General features: G+C 37.8%; 17 protein-coding genes. 6 read left to right on the top strand and 11 right to left on the bottom strand.

Going from position 1 to position 18,054, the window contains the following annotated elements; all coding sequences use genetic code 11:
* The 5 genes from AC3ITD_RS16220 to AC3ITD_RS16200 form a co-directional block, all read right to left on the bottom strand.
* A complete protein-coding gene (locus AC3ITD_RS16220; RefSeq protein WP_489361283.1) occupies positions 1-741 on the bottom strand; it encodes a lysophospholipid acyltransferase family protein in 741 nt (246 codons plus the stop codon).
* 200 nt (positions 742-941) lie between these two features.
* Positions 942-1,238, bottom strand: coding sequence for an IS200/IS605 family transposase (gene tnpA / locus AC3ITD_RS16215; protein WP_489361281.1), 297 nt, complete (start codon positions 1,236-1,238; stop codon positions 942-944).
* A 538-nt stretch (positions 1,239-1,776) separates the two neighbouring features.
* Positions 1,777-2,331, bottom strand: a complete 555-nt coding sequence (locus tag AC3ITD_RS16210; RefSeq protein WP_489361279.1) for an NUDIX domain-containing protein — start codon at positions 2,329-2,331, stop codon at positions 1,777-1,779.
* A gap of 38 nt (positions 2,332-2,369) precedes the next feature.
* A complete protein-coding gene (locus AC3ITD_RS16205) occupies positions 2,370-4,733 on the bottom strand; it encodes a TonB-dependent receptor (RefSeq protein ID WP_489361277.1) in 2,364 nt (787 codons plus the stop codon).
* A gap of 118 nt (positions 4,734-4,851) precedes the next feature.
* Entirely contained in the window at positions 4,852-7,344 is a 2,493-nt protein-coding gene (locus AC3ITD_RS16200) for a TonB-dependent receptor (RefSeq protein WP_489361274.1), read from the bottom strand.
* 226 nt (positions 7,345-7,570) lie between these two features.
* Between AC3ITD_RS16200 and AC3ITD_RS16195 the strand changes: the two genes are divergently transcribed.
* Complete coding sequence (locus AC3ITD_RS16195; RefSeq protein ID WP_489361272.1) at positions 7,571-8,497, top strand: NAD(P)-dependent oxidoreductase; 927 nt, start codon at positions 7,571-7,573, stop codon at positions 8,495-8,497.
* Here AC3ITD_RS16195 and AC3ITD_RS16190 read toward each other — a convergent pair.
* Positions 8,494-8,925, bottom strand: coding sequence for a DUF6157 family protein (locus AC3ITD_RS16190; RefSeq protein WP_489361270.1), 432 nt, complete (start codon positions 8,923-8,925; stop codon positions 8,494-8,496). The two genes, AC3ITD_RS16195 and AC3ITD_RS16190, sit on opposite strands and share 4 nt — an antisense overlap.
* Before the next feature lie 144 nt (positions 8,926-9,069).
* On the opposite strand from AC3ITD_RS16190, the gene AC3ITD_RS16185 reads away from it, so the two are divergent.
* Entirely contained in the window at positions 9,070-9,546 is a 477-nt protein-coding gene (locus AC3ITD_RS16185; RefSeq protein ID WP_489361268.1) for an OsmC family protein, read from the top strand.
* Between the two features lie 83 nt (positions 9,547-9,629).
* On the opposite strand, the gene AC3ITD_RS16180 is transcribed toward AC3ITD_RS16185, so the two are convergent.
* On the bottom strand, positions 9,630-11,510 hold the full coding sequence (locus tag AC3ITD_RS16180) for a M1 family metallopeptidase (protein ID WP_489361266.1): 1,881 nt from the start codon (positions 11,508-11,510) through the stop codon (positions 9,630-9,632).
* Between the two features lie 287 nt (positions 11,511-11,797).
* Between AC3ITD_RS16180 and greA the strand changes: the two genes are divergently transcribed.
* Together greA and AC3ITD_RS16170 are read left to right on the top strand one after the other, a co-directional pair.
* On the top strand, positions 11,798-12,271 hold the full coding sequence (greA, locus tag AC3ITD_RS16175; protein WP_029276724.1) for a transcription elongation factor GreA: 474 nt from the start codon (positions 11,798-11,800) through the stop codon (positions 12,269-12,271).
* Positions 12,272-12,346: 75 nt separating this feature from the next.
* Entirely contained in the window at positions 12,347-12,745 is a 399-nt protein-coding gene (locus AC3ITD_RS16170; protein ID WP_489361262.1) for an HIT family protein, read from the top strand.
* 5 nt (positions 12,746-12,750) lie between these two features.
* Here the strand turns inward: AC3ITD_RS16170 and AC3ITD_RS16165 are convergent, their stop codons facing one another.
* The 4 genes from AC3ITD_RS16165 to AC3ITD_RS16150 form a co-directional block, all read right to left on the bottom strand.
* Positions 12,751-13,032, bottom strand: a complete 282-nt coding sequence (locus AC3ITD_RS16165; RefSeq protein WP_489361260.1) for a GNAT family N-acetyltransferase — start codon at positions 13,030-13,032, stop codon at positions 12,751-12,753.
* A 1-nt stretch (position 13,033) separates the two neighbouring features.
* Complete coding sequence (locus AC3ITD_RS16160) at positions 13,034-13,924, bottom strand: pirin family protein (RefSeq protein WP_265798508.1); 891 nt, start codon at positions 13,922-13,924, stop codon at positions 13,034-13,036.
* 235 nt (positions 13,925-14,159) lie between these two features.
* Positions 14,160-15,260, bottom strand: a complete 1,101-nt coding sequence (locus AC3ITD_RS16155) for an NADH:flavin oxidoreductase (RefSeq protein WP_265798507.1) — start codon at positions 15,258-15,260, stop codon at positions 14,160-14,162.
* Between the two features lie 11 nt (positions 15,261-15,271).
* Positions 15,272-15,574, bottom strand: a complete 303-nt coding sequence (locus tag AC3ITD_RS16150; RefSeq protein ID WP_056848339.1) for an ArsR/SmtB family transcription factor — start codon at positions 15,572-15,574, stop codon at positions 15,272-15,274.
* A 176-nt stretch (positions 15,575-15,750) separates the two neighbouring features.
* Here AC3ITD_RS16150 and AC3ITD_RS16145 point away from each other — a divergent pair, with 176 nt between their 5' ends.
* A complete protein-coding gene (locus AC3ITD_RS16145) occupies positions 15,751-16,329 on the top strand; it encodes an RNA polymerase sigma factor (protein ID WP_489361257.1) in 579 nt (192 codons plus the stop codon).
* A 344-nt stretch (positions 16,330-16,673) separates the two neighbouring features.
* The gene (locus AC3ITD_RS16140; protein WP_489361255.1) at positions 16,674-17,846 is read left to right on the top strand and encodes a FecR family protein; all 1,173 of its coding nucleotides are present in this window, start codon (positions 16,674-16,676) and stop codon (positions 17,844-17,846) included.
* Positions 17,847-18,054: the final 208 nt, after the last annotated feature.

Below are 18,054 nucleotides of genomic sequence, written 5' to 3'. Positions count from 1 at the left end.
TTATATTGATTGATTTAATATTTTTCTAATTTCTGTCTCGGCTTCCAGCGTAATTTCGTTTGGCGTTTTTAGCCCTGGTTCTATCGGTTTCAAAACCGTCCATTTTAACGCAAGGCCAGTTGTTAGAGGAAACATTCCGAAGCGAACTATTTTCCACGAGTTTTCAATAGCTATTGGCACCACTAATGCGTTTGGCACCGCTTTCAAAATGGTCGCGATTCCTCCGAATTGAAATTGCTTTACCATCCCGTCTTTAGCCCTGGTACCTTCAGGAAAAATAACCGTGCTCCAGTTATTTTCTTTCATTCTACGGCCAAGTTTGATAATTTCTGATATGGCTTGTTTGTTATCTTTTCTATTGATATTTGCTCCGCCCCCTAAACGTAGGTTGATAGAAATAGAGGGAATACCTTTTGTGAGTTCAATTTTGGAGATAAATTTGGCACTGTACTTTCTTAAAAACCAAATCAACGATGGGATATCGTACATGCTTTGATGGTTAGCTGCAAATATGATTGGCCGATCGGTTGGGAGACCGTATTCATTCTTGAAACTGATAGAATTGAACAAAAATATCTGGCAATAGGTTAAGAAGAAATTTAGAATATCTACCGACGTTTTGTGCGCTTTATAGCCAAATAACTTATAGCAAATCCATTGAATGGGATGGAAAATGCACAGCATTAAGCCAAAGAAAATGTAAAATATTGGAGTAAGTATATATCCGAAAAATTTGCTCATCTGGTTTTAAAATAAAGCAACAAAGATAATATAAATTATTCTGGTTCCTTGAAGATGTATTTGTCCTCGAACTCAATTTCGAAATCTTTTAAAAATTTAGCCTACTCGCTTAGAAAGCTTTTTTTTTTGTGATGCTCTTTTTGATTGTGGATATATTGAGTGACGTTTGGTACTTCGCTTTTTGAATAAGAGAATGCCCCCTAACCCTCTTGCCATGAAAATTTAGATTTTGACAAACCTTTATCGTTAATCCATTTTGAACTTTCGGTTTTGACGTTTTGAATTAAGCTCGAAATAGATTGATGTGGACGTATCCCAACCAAAATATGGATATGATCCGGCATGTTATTGATCTGAATCATTTTGTGGTTATTGTTTTGGAAGATTCCGGTGATATATTTTTGCAAATTATCCTCCAATTCTGCCCCAATTAGTGCTGCTCGGTATTTCACTGCAAAAATAAATTGGATGTGTATTTGGGTGTAGGTGTTTGGCATATCATTTTTTAATGAATATAACCAATTTCATGATAGCTTGGGTTAATATTTTGATGTTTGTTTTCATAAAACGTTCCTACGGAACGAAAATGTATGGTGCATATTTTCTACCGAGGAGATGTTCCTACGGAACATGTGACATCCGTTTTTGGTATATATCATTAAAATCAAGGCATAAATTTCATTTTTCTAAGCGCCCAAATATCCCGTAAGGATATCTCCTCGGTAGAAAGAATTCGTGGTTTTTCATGTTCCGTTAGGAACATTTCATGATAGCTTGGGGTAATATTTTGATGTTTATTTTCATGAAACGTTCCTACGGAACGAAAATGCATGATGCATATTTTCTACCGAGGAAATGTTCCTACGGAACATATTGTAAAAATGTGGCATCCATGTTTGATATGATTTTTGATAAAACTAATGTCTTATTTTCATTTTTCTAAGCGCCCAAATATCCAGTAGGGATATCTCCTCAGTAGAAGAAAAATATGATTTTTTCATGTTCCGTTAGGAACATTTTATGATAAAATAAACATCAAATCAGGTTTTCCATAATCATCAGCTTCGCTTTTAAAATTGCCGCCACGCTCATTGAATCGGTAATTTCATTTTTCATCACCATTTCGAAAGCCTCATCAAACGGGACTTTTTTAACCATTAATTCTTCGGTTTCTTCTGGCATTGCAATGCCTTGAATTAATCCGGTGGCTACGTAAATGATGCTTAATTCATCGCTCACTGAATTTGACAAATGCATGCGTTGAATTTCTTTCCAATTGCTTGCGCTCATGCCTGTTTCTTCCAACAGTTCTCTTCTGGCACTTTCTAATGGATCTTCGCCGAGTGGTCCCCCTCCTTCGGGAATCTCCCAGCTGTAAGCTTTTAATGGAAAGCGATACTGGCCTACCAACCAAGTGTTGTAATCTTCATCGAGTGGCAAAATGCCAATGGCTAAGTTTTTAAAGTGTACTTCACCGTAAATTCCTTTCCCACCAGATGGATTGATCACCTGATGTTCGGTGACACTAATCCAGTTGTTGTCATATTTCAAGTCACTTTCTAGCGTTTTCCAGGGGTTTTTTTCTTCCATTACGCAAATTACAAATATCCTATCCTAAATAAAATTTATCATGGTGTTGCTGGGGGCGGTGGTAGAATTTTTTTTGCGATCTTTGTAAACCTGTAGTTTAAGCTGAATATGAAATTTTGCGTATTATTCGTAGAAAAACTTTGCAATCTAAAGTTTTCACCTTCGTTATAAATGGTGTTACTTCGATTTCCAAAAATATCGTTTAGTGTAACCCTGAAATTTAATCTGTTGCTAAAAAACATTTTTCTCGCAGAGAAACTCGAAGTTACCGAACCCTTGTTTCTTCCTTGGGCACTTACGTTATTGGCATAATTTAAATTTGATTCGAAAGCAGTTTTCTGTGGAAGTTGCATAGAAAAGCCAAAAGTTCCCCTAATGCTTAATCCATCTCTATTCAAGGCTGAATTCAATTTTGAAGTGTAATTACTCTGAATCACACTGAAATTCCCATTGGCTGATATTTTATTCGTAGGACGATAATTTCCAATTAGAATCAAAGCCAGAGAATTGTTTGTTCCAACGTTATCGAAAGTGCTTTCCGATCGAGCGGAGGTGGAACCTGGAATTAAGGTAACTGTTCTAAATCTTTCAATTACACCCTGACTAGTGGAATAAGAAAGGCGGGGCGTAAAAGACCATTTCTGCCCAAATGCCCCAAAACTAATATCCATTTGGTGCGTGTATGAGGGAGAAAGGTTCGGATTACCATAAGAAATATTTAACGTATCTACATTATTAACCTGTGGATTCAAGGTGTTTTCTCTTGGTCTGTTGATACGAACGCTGTATGTTGCGCCAAAATTATAACGTTTGAGGAAAAATTTATTAACCGAAAAGTTGGGGAAAATACTTAGATAAGGCTTTACATTATAGTTTTCTCCTGTCGAAAGATCGAAAGCCACGTCTGTTAATTCGGTTCTAACCCCTGTTTTTACGCCCCAACCTGCATTGCGATAATTGTATGATGCATATCCAGCCAGAATGTTTTCACTGTATAAAAATTGATTACTCAACCTATCATTCGTTACAAATTGCTGCGTTTGAAAATTGAAATTTTCGACCAATAAGTCGTTGTCATTTTTTCTGTAGTTATAAGCAAGACCTAACTCAACACGATCTCTCTTTTTAAATACTGGTTTATCATAGTCCAGGTTAAAAGTGATGCCATTATTTCCAATATCATTATTGTTTTTTTGCAAGGTTGCTCGCGAAATACCAATGGGTAAATAGGAGGTATTATAGGCTCGAAGATCTGAACTCCCATTGTTATTAAATGTTAACCCAATCGATAGGTTTCCGCCACTCGTATCAGTCTGTAGCTTGTAATCGGCATTAATTACGAAGTTGTTGCTGTTCCCATCGCCTGTATTGGCTTGGTTGCGCAATCGTTTTTCAATGAGTTGCTCGCTTAAATAGCGAAGATCGTTTGCTGAATTGGAAGAAGATGTATTATCGTTGTAATTGGTTGATAGGCGAATGTTTTGCTTTGGCGTGATGTCCCAATCAAAACCCAACCTAAAATTGGCACCTCTGCTTTTGCTTTTGTTGGCACCGCTTTGATCGTAATAAAATGTGGTGTCAGGAAAGAAGTTTTCTCTATAACTATTATTTTCACCCTTGCCCACGTTATAGCGATAGGCCGCACTTCCATTAATAGCATAATTTTTTCTACGGTAGGAAGCATTCGTATTGGCATTTCCATTTCCTTGCACACCAACTGCTACGCCGATATTACCATTAAACCCTACCTTAAACCCTTTTTTCATCACAATATTAATGATTCCTTCCCCGTCGCCACTGTATTTTGCAGGTGGGTTGGTGAGCACTTCGATTTTTTCAATTGCATCCGATGGAAGCACATTCAAAAGATCGGCAATGTTCGATGTCATATAATCAGATGGCTTTCCATCAATAAAAACACGGGTGCTTTTTTTGCCCGCAATAGTTGCATTCCCATCGATATCAACCTGTACCATCGGTACATTTTTTAAAACATCTGTGGCGGTGCTGCCTTCCGCTAGCAAAGTGGACCCGACGTTATAGGTTACACCATCGGCACCAAATTCTATTGCAGGTTTCTGTACGGTAATGGTTACTTCCTGCAGCGAATTTTGCTCTGAGCTGAGTTTTAATGATCCTAAGTTTTTATCAAAATCTTTGTCAGTAAGGATGATTCCGTTTACCACCAAAGGTGCATAACCAACAAAACTAATTTTAATGCGATAGTTTCCGCTTTTCAGATTTTTGATGCTAAAAAAACCGTCATCATCACTTGTAGAAGTAATCAAAGGTTGTTCTGCATCTCCAAGATATACCGAAATAATAGCTGAGGGAATAGATAAACCGCCAACTTCCTCTACCACTTTGCCACTAATCGTTCCTTTTTCGGCGGCAAAAGCCATGACTCCTGAAAATAGAATCAAGAAAGTAAGACAAAATTTAGGGAGACGTTTTTTCAATGTTTGGTTAGCATTTATAAAAAAGGCGTTTAAAAATATCTTTTTAAACGCCTTTTTCAAATTAAAATGAGCCTTCATCAGGACGATTGTCTTGCTGATCGTCCTTCTTCTTGGTTTTATTTAAATTGAATGTGGTTTTTCCGAAGCGGTAAGAAAACGTTAGGTTACCCATTGTTCCTTGCATGCGTCGGGCAAAATCGATATACGTAAAGTTATCATCAGTAGTCATGCTCCATCTGCGGGTATTAAACACATCTCTAATGTTGAAACTAAGTGAGGCTTTTTTGTTAGGGAAATCGTATTTGGCTCCGCCATCAATACCGTACATGGCGTTACGTTTACCTTGCGCCATTACTTCTGGTGCCCTGTAATCGGCACGAACCTGAATAGATACGTTTTTTGCTACAGTTAAATTTCCGGTGATATTTCCATTCCAGCTAAAACCACTTCTGCTGGCAATGTTAAATCTTTCATCACCTTCAAATTTCTGTTGATATAAATTTACGTTAGTAGTAAAGTTTAACGCTTTAATTAAATCGAAACGACCAATTAATTCTAAACCACTATTTTGTTGGCGGGTTAAGTTTTGTGGTGTTGTGGTGATAATTCCATTTGCATCAGGCACACTTCTTACCCTTTGAATTACATCATTGGTTTGGCGGAAATATAAGCTAGATGTTAAGGTTACCTTTTTGAAATATTTGCTGTAACCCAATTCAAAAGAGTGTACATCTTCCGGATATAAATTCGGATTACCTGCTCTGTAATTCAACGGATCGGATACATCTAAAAATGGATTGGTATCCCATGGGCGAGGACGATTTACACGGCGTGTATAGCTTAGCTGAACCGTTTGCTCACCTTTTAATTTTTGCGTTAAAAATACACTTGGGTATAACCTTTTGTAATGGATGTTTCCTTCACTTGCTACCAGGTTATTACCGTTATATCCTTCCAGATGGGTATCTAAACGGGCATCTTCAGCTCTTAAGCCGATTTGGTAACCAAAATCTTTTATCTGATTTTGATAGTTTAGGTAAAGCGCATGAACCTGATCTTTGCTGTTAAAATCATTAATCAATTTGTTATTACGAATGTAAATTTCAGTATTGGTTAAAATCGAATCTGCATATTGATCGTTATCTCCTAAACGAATTTGGCTGCGGTAGCCGGTTTCAATTTTACCTGCTTTACCAACTGGCAAAGTGTAATCAGCCTGGATGTTATAATTTGTGTTATCGCCAGTATTAAAAATACGCTGTAAACTTGGATTGATGTTTACCGCATTTCCATTTTGGTTGGTAAAAGTGGTGCTGTACGCCTGATCATTATTATTCGTTCCGTAAGAATAACCAAAATTAAAAGTAAGTTCCTCTTTCGGTTTTTTAAATTTTTGAACGTAATCCAAATTTAAATCATAACTGCTTCCATCACCTTTATTGGTATTGCTTCTATTGCTTAGTAAAACCGGACTTAAATTAGAGCGCAATTGTCTGATGTCAACAAATTCATCGCGGTCATTTTCTCTTGAGTTAAAACCACCAGATAAACTTACAATGCTTTTAGGAGTGATGTAATAATCTAAACCTGCTTTAGCATTATGTCCCTTATCCAACGAAGTTGATGAAGTATTTTGGTTTGCAAAAGCAGTTGAAGTGGTTGGGTTTTTATAAGTAATATCCTGGAAGCCACCACCAATTCTATTGCCGTAACGATAGCTGTAGTTTCCGTAAAGGTTTACTTTACTATTTTGAAAACTTAAATTGGTATTGCCATTGTAGTTGTCGCGGTTACCGGCAGTTAAAGCCACCGAACCGTTAAAACCAAGTTTAGTATTTTTCTTTAGCACAATATTGATGATGCCAGATTGGCCTTCCGCATCATATTTAGATGACGGGTTGGTAATTACCTCTACACTTTCAATAGAACTTGCTGGGATAGACTGGAGAATTTGCGCCACGTTACCACCGGCAATAAGTGAAGGTTTGCCATCAATTAAAACCCTAACGCCGCTCGAGCCACGTAGGCTCACATTTCCGTCCATATCTGTAGAAACAGAAGGAACATTTTGTAGTAAATCGCCGGCAGAACCACCTTCGCTAATTACGCTTTGATCTACAGCAAAAATCTTTTTATCGATACCCATTTGCATACCTTGTTTTTGTCCGGTTACCGTAACTTCGCTTAAAATATTTCCTTTGGCAGTATTCATTTTAATGTCGCCGAAGTTTAAAGTTCCGGTGGCTGAGGTAATGTTTACGTTATCGCGTACCATGGTTTGGTAGCCAACAAAACTTATTTTAAAAGTAAAAGTTCCTGTAGGTAAATCGGCCATTACAAAAGCACCGTTTGCATCAGTTTGTGCTATTTTAGCATTTTTAGCGGTAGCTTTATCAATTAAAACAGCCGTTGCAAATGGGATGGTCTCTTGTGTTTTGGCATCTTTTAGTACACCGATTATTTTTGCCTTGCCTCCAGTTTGGGCGAAAAGGTTAAAGGATAAACTTAAGAATAGAAGGGTAATTTGTATCGTCCTTGATTTAAAAATTCTCATTAAAATATATTATTTGTTGTGTGTTTTTGTAAAGGGAGACAAAGTAACGGCAACTAAGTTTAATTAAGGAGGCGTAACTATTTTATTACAGCCATTTTATAGTAATATTTTTGTGAGCAATTTTTGTTCAAATTTAAATAGCCAGGCATATTTATGTTAGTGAAACAGGAAAACAATTGAACAATATTATAAATGGCCAATATCTAAATTGTTACTTTTGTTCGAAATGGAAAAAATATTAATCGTTGATGATTTACATCCCGCTTTTAAAGAGCAGGCGATGGCGTTGGGCTATCAGGTTGATGATGAACCTGAAATTAACAGACAGCAGACGTTAGAAAAAATAAAAGACTACGTCGGTATTGCTGTTCGTACCAAATTCAGGATTGATGCTGAGCTTTTCGCGGCGGCTGCAAACCTGAAATTTGTAGCCCGTGCCGGTGCTGGTTTAGATAATATTGATGATAAAATTGCTTTTGAACGAGGTATCGAGTTAATTAACGCCCCAGAAGGTAATTGCGATGCGGTGGGCGAACATGCCACAGGTTTGCTTTTATCGCTGATGAATAACTTCCGAAGGGCTGATATGGAGATCAGAAACGGGGTTTGGGATCGCGACGGAAACCGAGGGTACGAATTAAAAGGAAAAAAAGTAGGCATTATTGGTTATGGCTTTATGGGACAAAGTTTCGCGAAAAAACTAGCTGGCTTTGAGGTTGATGTAATGGCTTACGATAAATATAAAACTGGCTTTTCTGATGCGTTCGCCCGGGAAGTAAGTATGGAAGAAATTGTAAAGCACAGCGATGTGCTCAGTTTGCACATTCCACTCACCGCCGAAACCAAACAGATGGTTGATGATGAATATTTTTTCCATTTTAAAAAGCCCATTTTCTTTATCAATACCGCCAGAGGCGAAATTGTAAACACAAAAGCCGTTTTAAATGCCATCTCATCAGGTAAAATTTTAAGTGCAGGACTAGATGTATTACAAACTGAAAAATTTCCGGCCCTGGGTGAGCAAGATTGGTATAAAGAACTGGCCAAAAATGAAAAAGTGATTTTGACACCGCATGTTGGCGGTTGGACCTTCGATTCTTATCGCAAGATATCGGAAGTTTTGGCTCAAAAACTGGAGGGACTTTCTTTTTAGACTCTTGAATCATTTTTTGAGGTACGCATGGCTTTCACTGTTTTAATTCCAGAATCGGAAGATAGCTTTGTGTATTCTTCTGTTTCCATTCCATAAATAGCAATTTTGCCTTCGTGGTTGGAGTGAACCCCAAAGCCATATCGTTTTGTTAAAGGTGAAGCACGAAAACAAGGTTGTCCTTTCGAGAAAAAGCTTTTCTTGGCTTCATCTTTTTCTGCTTCGCTGCTATCGTTTCTTTCTGCGAAAACTTGAAATAACACATCATCAGATGAGTATTCGTATGGCTTTTTTGAGATCATTTCAAACTGTAATTCAGCAACCGTTTTATTGTTTCCTTTTGGTTTTGGTATTTCTCCGTGGCTAACCGGACAATCTTCTGCTACCTCAATAAAAGTATCGAAATAGTTAGTGGTGTGAGTTTTGGTCATGGCTGTGATTAAGTCTATTCAATTTCTAATTTTGGGCGGGAAATTTTTTCATTTTGATTCTAAATTAAGAAACAATTGCGATTTCTTCTCGTAGTTTCCACCCTTATTTCCTAAATTGGAATACATTTCTAACTAAATTATATCATGCCGAAAGATCATTTATACACTACCACCGTAACCTGGACGGGCAATAAAGGCTCCGGAACAATGGATTACCGCTCTTACGATTGCGACTACGTTATTTCTGTCCAAGGAAAAAGCGATATTTCTGGTTCATCAGATTCTGCCTTTCTTGGCGATAAATCTAAATATAACCCCGAAGATTTGTTATTGGCTTCTATTTCCAGTTGCCATATGCTTTGGTATTTGCACTTGTGTTCTAAAAACGAAATAGTAGTTATCGATTATAAAGATCAGGCTGTTGGCACAATGGAAGAATCGGCAGATGGAAGTGGTAAGTTTAAGGAAGTGACCCTACATCCACAGGTTTTAATAGCAGATAATGCACATTTTGAATTAGCTGAATCGTTGCATGTGGAAGCGAACAAAATGTGTTTTATCGCCAACTCATTAAATTTTCCTGTTAAACACCAGCCTGTTTGTAAAGCGGAGAATAGCTAGTATCGAGTAAAAAGTTTAAAGTAGAAAGTAAAAAGTTTAAAGTTGGTCATTTACACTCCTAAACGGCCAACTTTAAACTGCTGTTATTTTACAACAAATACGTTATCATTTGGAGTAGCATCTACATAAATACCATTATCCAAAGTAATCGACTTTATTCTACGGTTAGTATTAATCGTCATGGTAAATTCTTTCTGATTCACTTTCCAAACCGCTGGTGTTTTATGGATGGTTTCTGTTTTACCTTCCGTATCGGTAACCAAAATATCAAATGGGATAGCAAAACCGCCAACATTTTTAATTACAAACGTTACTTTTCCTGATGAAATTTGCGGGTTACTTAGGGCCAAATCGAGGTAGTGATTTGTGAAAAACCAGTTCTGAAAGAACCAGTTTAGATTCTGTCCTGATCCTGTATTCATCGAATTAAAATAGTCCCATGGGATGGGATGTTTACCATTCCAGGTGTTCATGTAATGATGAAGTGCTTTTTTAAATAAATCATCGCCCAACATATCTTTCAATGCCAGATAACTTAACGAAGCCTTTCCGTACGAATTATTTCCGTACCCGGCACCAGAAACTTGGTCAGACATCGAAATTACGGGTTGATCTTCTTCTGCAGATTTATCGTTGATGTAGCTGTTAACCCTAAATTTTTTGTAGAAATCATCAGCAGCTTTTTGGCCATGTTCGGCAATGCCGATTAAATATTCGAAAGTAGTTGCCCAACCTTCATCCATATAAGCATAACGCGTTTCATTTGTCCCCATAAAGAAAGGAAAATAGGTATGCGCCACTTCATGGTCTTGAACCAGTTGAGCGAAAACCGGATCGCCGAAGTTAGAATCATTAACCATCATCGGATATTCCATATCTGCAAAGCCTTGAAAAGCAACGCTTTTAGCGTAAGGATAAGGAATGCCAGGCCAGTTATTCGAGAACCAGGCCAGTGCACTAATGTTGTATTTTACCGAATTTAAAAAATCTTTTCCTGTGGTTGGGTTATAGGCTGCCTGTGCACTTGCCCTGCGACCGCTTTTTGAATCTACCACAACACTTCCACCATCCCAAACGTAATGATCGCTCATGGCAAACGTAACATCAGGAATATGATTGGCCTTAAATCTCCAGGTATTCCAATCTTTTTGAACCGTTACTTTACCATTTTTCAATTCATCAGCAGTGGCAATATTAATTACTCCATCTGTATCGTATGACTTTTTCAATCGGGCGGAAATTTCTGGCTGCAATACTTCATCAGGATTTAAGAAATCACCGGTAGCGTAAACCACGTAATCTTTTGGCGCTGTTACTGAGAAAACATAATCGTTAAAATCATTGTAAAATTCCGCTCTATCGGTATGTGGAATTCTATCCCAACCATTGTAATCATCATAAACAGAAATACGAGGATAGCTGTAAGCCACAAAGAAAGAGTTTGGATCAATCTGTCCTTCGCGACCGCTTTCTTTTGATAAAGGATAATCCCATCCTATTTTAACAGATACTTTCGACTTTGGGTTTAACGGCTTTTTCAAACGCACATTGCCAACCGTTCCCCAGTTTTTTGAATCTACTTTATACGTTTCTCCATCAACAGAAAACGAAGATATGTTTAGCCCTGTTGTTAAAAAATCTTCGCTTACAGCACCTCCACGTGGAGAAGTTGGCTTGTGTAAATTGTTCACAAAACGAATAGCCAATGTTTTTAGCGTATCGTTGCTGTTATTGCTATACAAAATTTCTTCTTGGCCGCTAACCATTTTCGTAGCGGCATCTACTTTAATATCCATGGTGTATTTGCCATGGTTTTGCCAATAGTTGGCACCAGGATTACCGTTCATAGAGCGGGTTCCTTTATCGTAAGCTGCCTTTATATTTCGTGGCATATATAGCTCTTGCGCCGAAAGCGTATAACTTCCTAGTCCGACAAAGAGGAATAAAGAAAATAACTTTTTCATTTTTGAATAATTTCGACTAAAATATCATAATTGAATGAATTTTAAATGAGTGTCTGTTTGAATGTTACTTTTTTATTTCAAGCGAAAGAAGAATGGTATGGGGAATGAAGGTTTATTAATGTGGTGATTAGTGGCAACTCAATGTTAAAATCTAAAAATCCTGATCTTTTATTTGCTTTTGTAATTTCCACAATTTATCTTCGTTATAATTGAAGCAAGACTATGTAGCAAACCAACTATGTAGTCTTGTTTGTTTTTTATAGCGTTTGAATAAAATTAATAGAGCAATGACAGAGGTAACGTATTACACACAAGAGGGGTTAGATAAACTGAAAGAAGAAGTTCATTATTTAACTACCACCGGCCGTCAGCTAATATCTAAAGCAATTGCTGAGGCGAGAGATAAGGGTGATTTATCGGAAAATGCAGAGTATGACGCTGCCAAAGAAGCACAGGGTTTGCATGAGGCCAAAATCTCAAAATTAAAGAATACATTGGCAAATGCCCGCCTGATTGATGAGTCGAAATTGGATTTATCAAAGGTATTGGCATTATCAATTGTTAAAATTAAAAATGTTAAAAACGGCGCAACCATGACTTACCAATTGGTAGCCGAAACTGAGGCCGATTTAAAAACAGGAAAAATTTCTGTAAAATCGCCTATTGCGCAAGGTTTGTTAGGAAAATCTGTTGGCGAATTTGCCGAAATTGAAGTGCCTGCAGGTAAAATGCAGTTCGAAGTTTTAGAAATCTCTAGATAAAAGAAGTTGAGAGTTATGGGTTACAGGTTGTAAGCCCAAACCTGTAACTCATAACTGATAACCCACAACTGACTTATGACTATCTTTTCAAAAATTGTTGCAGGAGAAATACCAGCGCATGTTGTTGCAGAAACTGTTGAGTATTTAGCCTTTTTAGATGTTCAGCCCTTAACCGCTGGCCACGTTTTAGTTATTCCTAAAATCGAAGTAGATTATATTTTCGATATGGATGAAGATTTATATGTTGGCCTTTGGATGTTTGCCAAAATTGTGGCAAAAGGAGTGAAGACCGCCTTTCCTTGCAAAAAAGTTGGCGTTTCGGTTATTGGGTTAGAAGTTCCGCATGCTCATATTCACTTAATACCGATGAATAGTGTAGCCGATATGAACTTTGCTAAGGAGAAGCTAAGGCCAACCCAGGAAGAGCTGGCCGAAGCGGCTGAGAAAATTAAGCAGGCTTTGTTAGCGGAATAAATTCGCTAAAACAAAACATCGCGTATCGTTTCGTCTTTGTCGAACACACTTTTAGCGAAAGGACAAAGGGGAAGTATTTTAATCTTATTTTCGCGGGCATTTTCAACTACAGCCATTAACAGCTGTTTGCCAATCCCTTTGCCCGAAAACTCTGGATTAACTTCTGTGTGATCGATTATAATTTTGGTTTCGCCAGCCCAAACGTAACTCATTTTGCCTGCCTGCACATTATTTTCTATAGCTTCGAAATAGCCATTTTTTTCGTTGTTTACCTGATTAATCTCCATATTATTTCTTTTGATAAGGGTTTTGATTGGGCAAAGGAACAAAGTCGGTTTCGCCTGGTACGGGTTTAAATTTTTGTTCTAACCAATCTTGTTTGGCTTGCTCAATCAATTCTCTCTCTGATGCTACAAAATTCCAATAAATAAATCTTTCCTCAGGGAAAGGTTCTCCTCCAAAAATATAAACAGTTGTATTTTCGAGCATCGTAAATTCACATAACTTGGCATCGTTTGCAATTAAAATTAATCGCGGTTCGAAAAGATGTCCTTCACTTTCAATCCCACCCTCTAAAATATACAATGCACTTTCGCCAAAAAGATCGTTTCCAATACTTAGTTTTTGCCTCGTTGTGCTTTTAATTTCGATAAAGTAAAGTGGGCAATAAACCGGAACCGGAGATTTTTTACCAAAAGCTTCGCCTGCAATAAGTTTAATGTTAACGCCATCTTGCTCCCAACTCGGGATATCTTTTTCGTCTACATGAAAAAACTCTGGCGCCATTTGTTCCAGGGCTTTAGGCAAAGCGACCCAAATTTGAAGGCCATGGAGCATTTTATCGGTTTGTCTCAGATGTTTCGGCGTTCTTTCTGAGTGAGCAATTCCACTACCGGCTGTCATCCAGTTTACCTGCCCTGGTTTAATAATTACATCCGTTGCTAAACTATCGCGATGTTCTATTTCTCCTTCGAACAAAAAGGTAAGTGTAGATAAACCGATGTGTGGATGCGGAGGAACGTCCAGATTTTCATGGCCGCTCATTGCTGCAGGCCCCATGTGATCGATAAACGCAAATGGACCAACCATTCGTTTTTCACGGAAAGGGAGTAGTCTACCTACCATAAAATTGCCGATGTTCGCTGGTCTTTCTTCGATAATAAGGGATATGTTTGACATGGGAGTTCCTTTGTTTATAACGTGAAATTAAGAAAATTTTATTTGTCGAGACAAAATCTCATCGACCTTTCGACCATAGCGGATGAATTTTGGATTTGGTTTTTATTTAAACGCGGTTGTAATCGCTAAGCTATTTTGCACTCGTTAGAAACGAGCGCAAGCTCAAGAAAAATCATGGTAAAAAAAAAACACCTCATTGATAAGGTGTTTTCCATTATATACTTAGAAAGAAAAACTATACTAATTCTGCTAATGCTTCTTTGCTGAAACCTTTCAGCTCATCCATTTGGTTGTTTTTGATTTTTTCAACCCAGTTTGGATCAGCCAATAATGGGCGACCAACAGCTACCAAATCAAAGTCTCCACGCTCCATTCTGCGCACCAACTCATCCAATGAGCTTGGCTCTGAGCTTTGGCCAGCGAAAGCGCCGAAGAAATCACCACTTAAACCAACAGAACCCACCGAGATGGTTGTTTTTCCGGTTAATTTTTTTGCCCAGCCTGCAAAGTTCAAATCAGAACCTTCAAATTCAGTTTCCCAGAAACGGCGTTGTGAGCAGTGGAAAATATCAATTCCTGCATCAGCCATTGGCGTTAACCATTGTTCCATTTCTGATTCATTCTTGGCTAATTTAAAATCATATGCTGAAGGTTTAAATTGTGACAAGCGAATAATTAAAGCAAAATCTTCACCTACACGTTTACGCACTTCTTTAATTACTTCAACAGCGAATCGTGTGCGTTCAGCTAAAGTTTTTCCACCATAAATGTCGGTGCGGTTATTTGTTGCATCCCAGAAAAACTGATCAATTAAGTATTGGTGAGCACCATGAATTTCTACTGTGTCAAAGCCTAATGCTTTGGCATCTGCAGCAGCCTGACCAAAAGCTGCAATCGTATCTGCAATTGCAGCGTCAGTCATTGGTACGCCGTTTTCAAAACCCGGACTATTTAAGCTCGATGGCCCTTCAAAAGGAGCACTTGGCAACCAGCCCGAAGCATGATTTGCATGGACGCCCTGGTGCCAGATTTGTGGCCCCATTTGTCCGCCAGCGGTATGAACTTCGTTAATCACTTTTTCCCATCCTGCTAAAGCTTTTTCGCCATAAAAGTGAGGAATGTTAGGATCGGAAGAAGATGATGGGCGGTTAATCACTGTTCCTTCTGAAAGAATTAAACCAACCTGGCCGGCAGCTCTCTTTGCATAATATTCGGCAACGGCATCAGTCGGAATTCCATTCGGAGAAAACGACCTCGTCATTGGAGCCATTACAATTCTATTTTTTATGTTTAATGATTTTAAGCTAAATGGCTTAAATAAACTATCTGTGTTCATATTATTAATTTTTATAATTCTGTATTGATGATTTTGCTTAATTTTTCAATGCCTTCATGGTTACGTTTGTAGTAGGTCCATTGGCCAACCCTTGTGGCGCAAACTAGGTCTGCCCGCTGTAAAATAGAGAGGTATTCGGAAATGGTACTTTGTGATAAACCGGCTTTATTTTGAATTTGCCCTACGCACACGCCAACGTTTTCAAAATCAGCATTTGGTTGCTCTGGAAAGTATTCGGCAGGACTTTTTAGCCAGTTTAGAATTTGTAAACGGGTTTTGTTTGATAAAGCTTTGAAAATTTCTACCTGATCCATGATGCAAATGTATATCGACTTTTCCCGATATACCAATTAAAACTTTGAAGTTTACAATAGTATGTATAATAACCAAATAAGCGTTAATAAAACGTTTAAGTTAATTGGGGATTGTTCAGTTTTATTTAGGATTTAAGCCAAACTATTTCTTACATTCGTTTAATCATTCTAACCAAATGCCTGCTTATAAATCATTAACTGATCATGAACTTTTCATCCTCATGCAGGATGGAAATAAATTTGCTTTTGAGGAAATTTACGAACGCTTTAATGGTTTGTTGTATATCTATGCCTGTAAAATGGTGTCAGACAGGGAAGATGCCCGAGATATTGTTCAGGAAATTTTTGTTTACCTGTGGAGCAATCCAAATATTCAAATCAAATCTCAACTCTCTAACTATTTGTACACCGCAATACGTTATAAAGTTTTCGATTGGTTGGATAAAAATAAATCACATTCGAATTATTTACAATCGCTGGAAGATTTTTCTTTAAAGGGAGATTATGTAACTGATGATTATATTCGTGAAAAGGAATTTGCTTCTTTAATAGAAAAGGAGGTTTCATTACTGCCTCCAAAAATGCGGTTGATATTTGAAATGAGTCGCCAACAGCATTTGAGTCAAAAGCAAATAGCAGAAATTCTTCATTTATCAGATAAAACCGTTAAAAAGCAAATGAGCAATGCGCTCAAAGTCTTACGCTTGAAATTAACTTCATTTTTGTTATTGGCAACCATCTTATTAATCAAATAAATTTTTGGAAAGCAAATTTCTGCTTATCGGTTTCTTCAGTCCCGCTTTTGCTTTAATCTTTTTGTTAAAGTTGATACTTCGTTAACGCTATTGCAACAAAAAGTATTATCGCAACACTCGGGTTTAGGAAACCTGAGTTTGTGCACATCACTTCATTTATAAACCTGACATGGCGGATACCGGCCTTGTGGCTAAGGCCTGAAGGCGTATGAGCATGTGGCAGGAACAAACGCGAAAATGAAATGCAGTCCTTGCTTTTCTAAAATAAAAAAAAATTTCATTTCATCTACTACCTAGGGTTTCCTCAACCTACATGTATTTAATTAGCCAAATATATTGAAGTGATGAGTAAAGAGGAAGTTGAAAAACTTTTAAAAAAATACAGCGCCGGCCTTTGTACTGAAGAAGAAAAAGCTTTGGTAGAATCGTGGCACTTAAATGAGCTATCGGGTAAACACGCTGATGTAAGCCATTCAGAATTGGCAGATGCCCGCAACCAAATGTGGGCTGCCATTCAAGAGGAAACCCAAATTAAAACCGGGCACAGTAAAAAGCTTTGGCTAAAGCTTGCTGCTGCTGCCGTAGTACTTTTCTTTATTGGTGTAGTCGTTAATCGGGAGGTTCAGAAAAATATGGAAACCAAGCAAGCCTTAAACAAAACGGAACAGAAAATTATTAAGCCAGGAGGGAATAAAGCAACGCTAACGCTAGCCGATGGCTCAAAAATTTCACTCACCGATGCTTCAAATGGCATAATTGCAAATCAAGCTGGAATAAATATTACCAAAACCAAAAATGGCGAATTAATTTATACGGTGGCTTCGACTTCAGGCGCAAAAAAAGATTTATATAACACCATCGAAACGCCTCGTGGCGGGCAGTATCAAATTAATCTTCCTGATGGTACAAAAGTGTGGTTAAACGCAGAATCATCATTAAGATATCCTACGGCTTTTGATCAGACAAAAAGGTTGGTTGAATTAAAAGGAGAGGCTTATTTTGAAGTGGCCAAACGTTTGGATAAAAACAGCAAGAGAATTCCCTTTACAGTTAAAACGGAGTTAGCTTCTGGGAGAAACCAGGAAGTAGAGGTGTTAGGAACGCATTTTAATATCAACGCTTATAACAATGAACCAGGCAATAAAACAACTTTGTTGGAAGGTAGCGTGAAAATCAAAAATCTTCAATCCACTAGATCAGCATTACTTAAGCCGGGACAGCAGTCGCTTATCAGCCTTTCATCGCCATCAATAGTGGTTTCGGCAGTTGACGCCGAAGAAGCGATAGCCTGGAAAGATGGTTTCTTTAGCTTTAATGAAGAGAATATAGAAACGATTATGAATAAAATTGCCCGTTGGTACAATGTGGAAATTGACTATCGGGGTAAAAAAATCAACAAGACTTTCGGCGGACGGATTTCTCGTTTCAACAGCGTAAATGAAGTGTTGGATATGCTTCAAACAACTGATGCGGTACATTTTAAAATTGACGGAAGGAGGATTTTAGTTATGCCATAACCTATACGCTTTTCATCATCTTTGATGGTTTTTAGAGTACAGCTTAACTAAAAAACTGGAAGCGCGGCAACGCTCCCAGCTATAATAAAGGCCTTATTCTAATCGTAAAATTGTGAGATACAACTATTCTAAACCTAATAACCAAATATATGAATTTTTATACTGAATGGCTGCCCCAACCTAAAGGGCGCCTGTTTAAATTTCTGCT

This window comes from Pedobacter sp. KH_004 (assembly GCF_057840755.1).
The sequence above is the reverse complement of the archived record's forward strand: the minus strand, read 5'-3'. Positions and strand labels throughout refer to the sequence as shown.